Origin of the sequence: Natronocalculus amylovorans, from assembly GCF_023638035.1 — an archaeon.
Taxonomy (GTDB): domain Archaea; phylum Halobacteriota; class Halobacteria; order Halobacteriales; family Haloferacaceae; genus Natronocalculus; species Natronocalculus amylovorans.
In genome coordinates, this window is the sequence record NZ_JAKRVX010000016.1 from 1 (window position 1) to 6,672 (window position 6,672).

A 6,672-nucleotide genomic window follows, 5' to 3' on the forward strand; every position below is an offset into this window, starting at 1 on the left:
TGATCACGGAAACCAAAGGTTTCCGAACAACCTCGGGGCATTCTCCTTGCACTTCTGTAAATAAACACAAAGACTCAATCTCCGCTAGTGATCGCGCACTCCTCTCGACACATAGAGAACAGGTTATTTGAGGTGTTGACGAGTGTGAGTTGGTATGGCAACACTCGATCTTTCCGAGTACCGTGAATTATATGAGACTGCCGCTGAGGAGACTGCACTTGCCTGTACATTATCCGGCATTCTTGCTGCACAGCCCAAACAGGTTTGTTCGGAGTTGGTCAGTATCGACGGTGATATCCTCACTGTTGCAGGTGAACAGTACGACCTCTCTGTGTACGATCGAGTGTTTGTCCTTGGTGGTGGAAATGCCGCTGGACGAGTTGGGTATGAACTTGAGTCACTGCTAGGTTCACGTATTAATGATGGCGTAATCGTCACCGATGATGTCGTTGAACTTGACTCTATTAGTTGCATTGCAGGCGGCCATCCGATACCGACTGAAACTGCTGTTGCTGGAGCGACGCAACTACTCGAATTAGCGGACCGAGCCAATGAGGACGATCTGATTCTTGCTGTAATCACCGGTGGTGGGAGCGCGCTTCTGCCAGCACCTGTAGACGAAATCTCGCTGGATGAGCTTCAATCCGTCACAGACCAACTCATCCGAAGCGGAGCAACAATTACGGAACTTAATACGGTTCGAAAACATCTTTCAAAAATTAAAGGTGGACAGCTAGCTACGATCGTATCCCCAGCGACTGTTGTTTCTCTTGTGTTCAGCGATGTTGTTGGGAACGATCAAAGTGTAATTGCCAGTGGGCCATTTGCCCCGGATCCGACGACATTTGTTGATGCACTGACCGTTCTCGAGCAGTATGATATCGACATCCCTGATACCGTTACCTATCGGCTCGAAGCAGGCGTTCGTGGAGAGGTAGCTGAAACCCCCGATAAGACAGACCCCGTGTTTGATCGTGTCTATACACATATCCTTGCGGACAACCATACTGCGCTCAATGCTGCAGCAGACACGGCGCGGAACCGTGGTTATACACCGATAATCCTCTCAGCACGTATTCAAGGTGAGGCCCGTGAGGCTGCGTTGTTCCATCTTGCAATTGCAGAGGAAGTTGTCAACACCGGGAATCCGATCGATCCACCTGCAGTGTTGTTATCGGGCGGAGAGACGACCGTTACCGTCAAACATGATGGCACAGGTGGGCCAAATCAGGAGTTTGCATTGCGTGCAGCGATGTCGATCACAGATCCTACCATTACCGTCTGTAGTGTTGATACGGATGGGATCGACGGTAATGCAGACGCTGCTGGAGCCCTTGTAAGTCGTGACACGATCGATGCTGTCGAGCAGGCAGAGGTCGCACTGTCAAAAAACGATGCGTATCGGGTCCTTTCACACCAAGATGCTATTGTTCGGACGGGGCCAACTGGAACAAACGTAAACGACCTACGCGTGTTTGTTATCGAATCCGATACGTAAATACTACTGTTGATAATTTGGCCGTGAGAATTTTATTTACGAATTGTGAAGCGGTAGTAGTGGCCGTACCATTATACTCTGTCTTGCACCACCCTGCAGACAGACGCGCAATACCATGAGGGTCGATACCAATTTAGTACATGTCTGATAGTAACAATACAACAGTTCTTGTCGTCGACGATGAGCCGGATTTAGCGATGCTATATGAAACGTATCTATCTGCGGAGTTTGACGTCCGGTCTGCTAATGATGGACAGAAAGCATTAGACAAAGTTGATCAAACTGTTGACGTCGCACTACTTGATCGCCGAATGCCACAGATGTCCGGCGATGAGCTGTTACGTAGGTTCAGAGAACAAGGGTATGAGATGAAAGTTGCCATGCTCACTGCCGTCGAGCCGGATACGGATATTGTGGATATGCCGTTTAATGATTACAAGGTCAAACCAGTTGGCCGTGATGAACTCATTGGGTTAGTCAGAACGCTGCTACAACGGTCCACCTATGATAAACAGAGCCAAGAATTTTTCAGTTTAGCGTCGAAAAAGGCGGCGTTAGAGATTGCTGGAAATGATGACACCCCAGAGTACAAACAGCTGGTTGAACAGATCGCACAGAAGCGTACTGAGATTGATACTACACTTGATACCGTTGGCGCTGAAGCCGCATTTAGAGATCTTTCTTCACATACAATCTGACTTGTTTTCACCCAAATGTTGATATTGTCTCTGTGAAACAGTAGTGGTACGGTGTTACAGTTAATTCCGAGACCGATCTACTATCAGATTCGTCGACTCTTTCTCGGGAGTTATTATCGACTTATCCATTTCAACTACGACCATCTGCTGTTTGCACCAAAGAAACAGCTCTGTGGTGGCACTGTCCGGAGTTATGAACTTTATAATCGCCACGGAACCGATCAGATGTTGGCTGAAATACACGCATACTGTTCTAAAGATGCAGTTGTCTATGACATCGGGGCAAACGTTGGCGTCTACTCGTTATCACTTGCTGTTGAGGCCCCAGAGCGGACAATCATTGCTTTTGAGCCATCACCGATTGTCTACGAGCAACTGAATAAGAACCTCTCGCTCAATGCCGTACTGAATCAGGTTGAGACGCGACAGTGTGGTGTTGGTGATCGAACTGCAGTCGAACCTTTTTACACATCCACATATACTGAGCTATCGAGTTTCCAGAGCGAGGGTGCAACGCGATGGGAAGCACAGATCGCAGCCACAGAACACGTTGATATCGTCACGCTTGATACGTTTGTTAAAACCAACCCTCAGCCGGACGTAATTAAAATTGACGTCGAAGGAACCGAAGCATCCGTGCTCCGTGGCGGGGCTGAGACACTCACACAACACCGCCCGATCGTATTTATCGAACTACATGAGGACGGACTCAGATCAGATACGGCCGAAACCTGTCGTGCACTGCTTTATTCGTACGGCTACGACATCTCCGAACGATCGGAATACTGGATCTGCAAACCAACGTAATCATCTGACTCTATTGGTGGATGTCGTTGCAAATTCAACTCCGAGTACTTATCCATCTATGACTCCCCTTCTGTGGCCGCGACATTACAAATACGAATACGTTCAGCCACTGCATCGGTATGTTTGGTAACTCGTCGATCGTGCTCGGTCCGTGGGGGGTTCGGATCAGACACAGCAATGGCAGCAGTTTGAGCGTTTGCGACACATTTATACCCACTCGTTTTTACCTGCGGTGAGTGCTGCCAGTAACCGCCAGCCGAGTTTGACATTGTACGATCGGTGTCTGAGCCAGTCACATCTTCAAAGACGTATTTATTACAATTTATCATCACCAAAGCTATCAAATAGTTTACTCACGTACACTTTTTATGGGCTCTTCGATCGACGTCTCCTCTATAACGTCACTCCAATGGATCGGCATTAGTGCAGCAGCAGTAAGCGCAGTTGTGCATCTTGTTCTTGGTCTTGGATTTATTCCACACTGGATGGGGTTTGCGTTCATGGTTGCAGTAATCGGGTTCGGGGTCGGGATTGTGAACGTGTTGCGTGGGTCGTACCTTTGTGAAACGTATCTTGTTGGAATTCCGTTCGTTCTTGGCCAAATTGCAATGTGGATTATTTTCACGCGACAAGAGTTCCTTACAGACCCGTTAGCGATCGCCACGATCGGGCTTCCGGAAGCGATTGACAAAGTTGCACAAGTTATACTTCTCGTCGTGTTAGTCGTGCTACTTCGTCAACAGAACTGATACAATCTATTTCAGCGCTCAGTTCATGCTGAAATTCGTCCACTCACAGTAAGCCAGTCGCGAGTGAAATTGAGTAAGAATGGGATCATAAATACGAGTGCGGCAATTCGTGTGTATTCTGTCGGTACAATCGGGAGCAGTGAAATAAAAATGAGTGCCATTATTGTCGCGCCGAGTACACGCCGAAGTTGACTCTGTGGAAGTTCATACACCGGCCGATCGTGGTATCGCCGATACCATTTCCCGGTATTAAATATATACAGTGCGCACCCAACAAGAAGGAACAGCAACGGTGCAGCATGCTGTGACACCGCCGCGATCGACCCCACAAGAACCACAATTCCATCAGTCCCACCGTCTAGCTTTCCACCGAGATCTGTGACCGTCTCTGTTGCACGGGCAACTGCACCATCGACAAGATCCAACCCTGCTGCCACCGCAAATAACACCGCAGGTGCCCAGATAAATGTGCCTGTGGGTTCGATGAGAATGAAGCCGCCAAGCAGTGGCAGCATTGCTCCTCTCAAAATTGTGAGCCACGAGGCAACGGTAAACTGTTCGGTGTTGCTGGCAGTTCGTTCGCTACTGTGTGTTATTATAATTCGATACAACATCAGTAGCTCAAACAGCAATACAGCAATGACGCCCGCGAAGAACTGTAGTGACGGACTTGCAGACCAAGCCACTGTTAGGGCAGCGACGCCAGCACCAACAGTAATACAGGTCCCCGCTACCGCTCGAGACCATTGCCTGTGTATGTTTAGCTGTTGTACATTACTCATACGGCTCCCTCCTAGACGTGAATACATCCACGTATGGCTCCCTGCGTTTTGTTGCATCAGCGACGTCCTTTTTTGTGTACCACTGTTTGTGCCGACGGTGCACGAGTACAGGCACATACTCGATATTTAGCACAGCCGCAATTGCCAACCGGTGTTGTCCGTACCCCCGCCACAGCAGCTCTCCATTCCGATCGATATCGACGTTTATCTCATCTAATACTGGTACCGCATGTGGATCATCACCACGTTCTCTGAGGGCGGCCTGCGTTTGGTATCCGTTAGTATCCAGTTGTTCGTATAAGCGATCGATCGTCGCACAGCGAACGTGAAAATCGTCTATAGATGTATGCCCCCATGCGTTTCCAAACCGTCGTAATTGTGTACTAAACGCCTCATATAATGTCGTATCCTCCCATGCAGACCCGTTTTTGAATCGATCAACGATGGCGTTTGGAACTGGCCGTTCCCAGAATGGCTCCGTTTCGGTATCCCATTCACCGTCAACAATTCGCCCCCACTGTGCGTATCGTGGTGCAGATTCAAGCACCGATTTGGTTATGTCTGTGGGATGTACTGCGATCAGTTCAAACGGGTCTTGGGTAACAAATTCTGCTGGCGCGATCGCAGTAAGCTGTCGATATACGTTTCGTCCAACCCCAACTGGGAACCGTGCGCGTACTGGCGTCGTTACGTGCGTCTGTAACGAAGAGATGAGTATCCCACGAATGTGCGTTTGAAGTGGAAGCGTGAGTGTGGAATCTGATTGTTTTGCGGTATACACGGATTACTCTCTGAAGGGGGTAATTAGTCGTTTGGTCACTCGACGTCGAAAACTCGAGCCAGCCAATGTGTTTGGGAATTGACTGCTCATTATGTACGCTAAGGCGTTGCAGTCACTAAATGTCTTCTACCAGGTTACAAACAGTAGGTATCGAAGAGAGGTGCATAACATGAATAACAGTCGGAACCCAAGTAGGGACAATGCACGTCGGATTGCTCACTGCTGGAGATATCCACACCCCTTCGGGGGGCCATCTTTATAATAAGCGACTCTGTCAGTGGCTCGAGGCGCACGGTGACAGGGTTTCTATCTATACCATACCACATCGCTCGTACGGTGCACACCTCACGGATAATGTGCGCCCACGGTTCCGACAGAAACTCGCTGCAATTGCAGACTCAGTGGACATTCTTCTCGAAGATAGCCTTGTTTATCCCTCAGTACTCCAACTAAATGCAAAACTGGCGGCACCAACGGTTGCACTCTTGCATCTCCTTCCAAGCACAGTGTATCAGGTGGGTGATTCCATGTCTGAGTCGCTTCTTACGACACTCCATGCACAGGCCGAACGTCTGTATCTCAACAGCGTTGATGGTATTATTCACAATAGTGATCTCACAAAGCAGACTGTCAACAATATGATTTCTCCATCCAAAGAGCTTGTCGCACCACCGGCAGGTGATCGATTTGATCCAAATACCGGCCATTCACAACGGACACGCGACGTGACTGACACGCTCCGTGTTCTTGTTGTTGGCAGCGTCTGCCATCGAAAGGGGCACGATACGCTCATTGAATCCCTTAGGCTGATCCCTGATACAGTCGACCTTGCCGTGACGGTTGTCGGGCAAACAACAGCTGAACCGGAGTTCGCCCGACAGATTCAACATGCTACCGATCGACTCGCAATTCCTGTTACGGTTACCGGTGCAATTAGTGACGACTTGCTTGCGAAGCATTTTGCCGATGCCGATGTATTAGCGCTCCCCTCTCGATATGAGTCGTTTGGGATGGTTTATCTTGAAGCGATGAGCTTCGGTGTGGTTCCAATTGGAACGACTGCTGGAGCAGCCTCGAGCGTTATTGGGGACGGCGGAATTGTAATTCCACCAAACGATCCGAATGCACTCAGCTCCGCACTGGAAGCGTTCGCACTCGATCGATCGATGTTACGATCATATTCTTTTCGAGCTCGCAACCGCTACGGTGAACATCCTGATTGGGAGACAACAGCCAGCAGTATTCAAGAATTTCTCACATCGATCGTCGCTGGCTAATCTTTATTTCCACATCCTACCTAATTCAAGGAGAGAGTCCCAGCCTTTAGGCTGGGCGTGAATCCGACACTCCATTTCAT

The 6,672-nt window shown here is 49.1% G+C and carries 7 protein-coding genes; 5 read left to right on the forward strand and 2 right to left on the reverse strand.

What is annotated here, in order from left to right:
• The first annotated feature begins 154 nt into the window (after nucleotides 1-154).
• The 4 genes from AArcSt2_RS16580 to AArcSt2_RS16595 all read left to right on the forward strand — a co-directional run bounded on the left by AArcSt2_RS16580 (nucleotide 155) and on the right by AArcSt2_RS16595 (nucleotide 3,752).
• Nucleotides 155-1,498, forward strand: coding sequence for a glycerate kinase type-2 family protein (locus AArcSt2_RS16580; RefSeq protein WP_250586340.1), 1,344 nt, complete (start codon nucleotides 155-157; stop codon nucleotides 1,496-1,498).
• Between the two features lie 140 nt (nucleotides 1,499-1,638).
• Complete coding sequence (locus AArcSt2_RS16585) at nucleotides 1,639-2,196, forward strand: response regulator (protein ID WP_250586342.1); 558 nt, start codon at nucleotides 1,639-1,641, stop codon at nucleotides 2,194-2,196.
• A 51-nt stretch (nucleotides 2,197-2,247) separates the two neighbouring features.
• The gene (locus AArcSt2_RS16590; protein WP_250586344.1) at nucleotides 2,248-3,003 is read left to right on the forward strand and encodes an FkbM family methyltransferase; all 756 of its coding nucleotides are present in this window, start codon (nucleotides 2,248-2,250) and stop codon (nucleotides 3,001-3,003) included.
• A 368-nt stretch (nucleotides 3,004-3,371) separates the two neighbouring features.
• Complete coding sequence (locus AArcSt2_RS16595; RefSeq protein WP_250586346.1) at nucleotides 3,372-3,752, forward strand: hypothetical protein; 381 nt, start codon at nucleotides 3,372-3,374, stop codon at nucleotides 3,750-3,752.
• A gap of 23 nt (nucleotides 3,753-3,775) precedes the next feature.
• Here AArcSt2_RS16595 and AArcSt2_RS16600 read toward each other — a convergent pair whose 3' ends face one another.
• Together AArcSt2_RS16600 and AArcSt2_RS16605 are read right to left on the reverse strand one after the other, a co-directional pair.
• Nucleotides 3,776-4,534 (reverse strand): CDP-alcohol phosphatidyltransferase family protein, encoded by a 759-nt coding sequence (locus AArcSt2_RS16600; RefSeq protein WP_174654877.1) that lies wholly within the window; start codon nucleotides 4,532-4,534, stop codon nucleotides 3,776-3,778.
• Nucleotides 4,527-5,315 carry a hypothetical protein gene (locus tag AArcSt2_RS16605; RefSeq protein WP_250586348.1) on the reverse strand — a complete coding sequence of 263 codons (789 nt, stop codon included), beginning with the start codon at nucleotides 5,313-5,315 and terminating at the stop codon, nucleotides 4,527-4,529. The genes AArcSt2_RS16600 and AArcSt2_RS16605 overlap by 8 nt, the downstream gene beginning before the upstream one ends.
• 200 nt (nucleotides 5,316-5,515) lie before the next feature.
• Between AArcSt2_RS16605 and AArcSt2_RS16610 the strand changes: the two genes are divergently transcribed.
• Nucleotides 5,516-6,592, forward strand: coding sequence for a glycosyltransferase family 4 protein (locus AArcSt2_RS16610; protein WP_250586350.1), 1,077 nt, complete (start codon nucleotides 5,516-5,518; stop codon nucleotides 6,590-6,592).
• Nucleotides 6,593-6,672 lie beyond the last annotated feature (80 nt).

Coding starts and splice junctions, on each gene's coding strand:
- AArcSt2_RS16600 (WP_174654877.1), bottom strand. CDS start 4,534: ATGAGTAATGTACAACAGCTAAACATACACAGGCAATGGTCTCGAGCG.
- AArcSt2_RS16610 (WP_250586350.1), top strand. CDS start 5,516: ATGCACGTCGGATTGCTCACTGCTGGAGATATCCACACCCCTTCGGGG.
- AArcSt2_RS16580 (WP_250586340.1), top strand. CDS start 155: ATGGCAACACTCGATCTTTCCGAGTACCGTGAATTATATGAGACTGCC.
- AArcSt2_RS16595 (WP_250586346.1), top strand. CDS start 3,372: ATGGGCTCTTCGATCGACGTCTCCTCTATAACGTCACTCCAATGGATC.
- AArcSt2_RS16585 (WP_250586342.1), top strand. CDS start 1,639: ATGTCTGATAGTAACAATACAACAGTTCTTGTCGTCGACGATGAGCCG.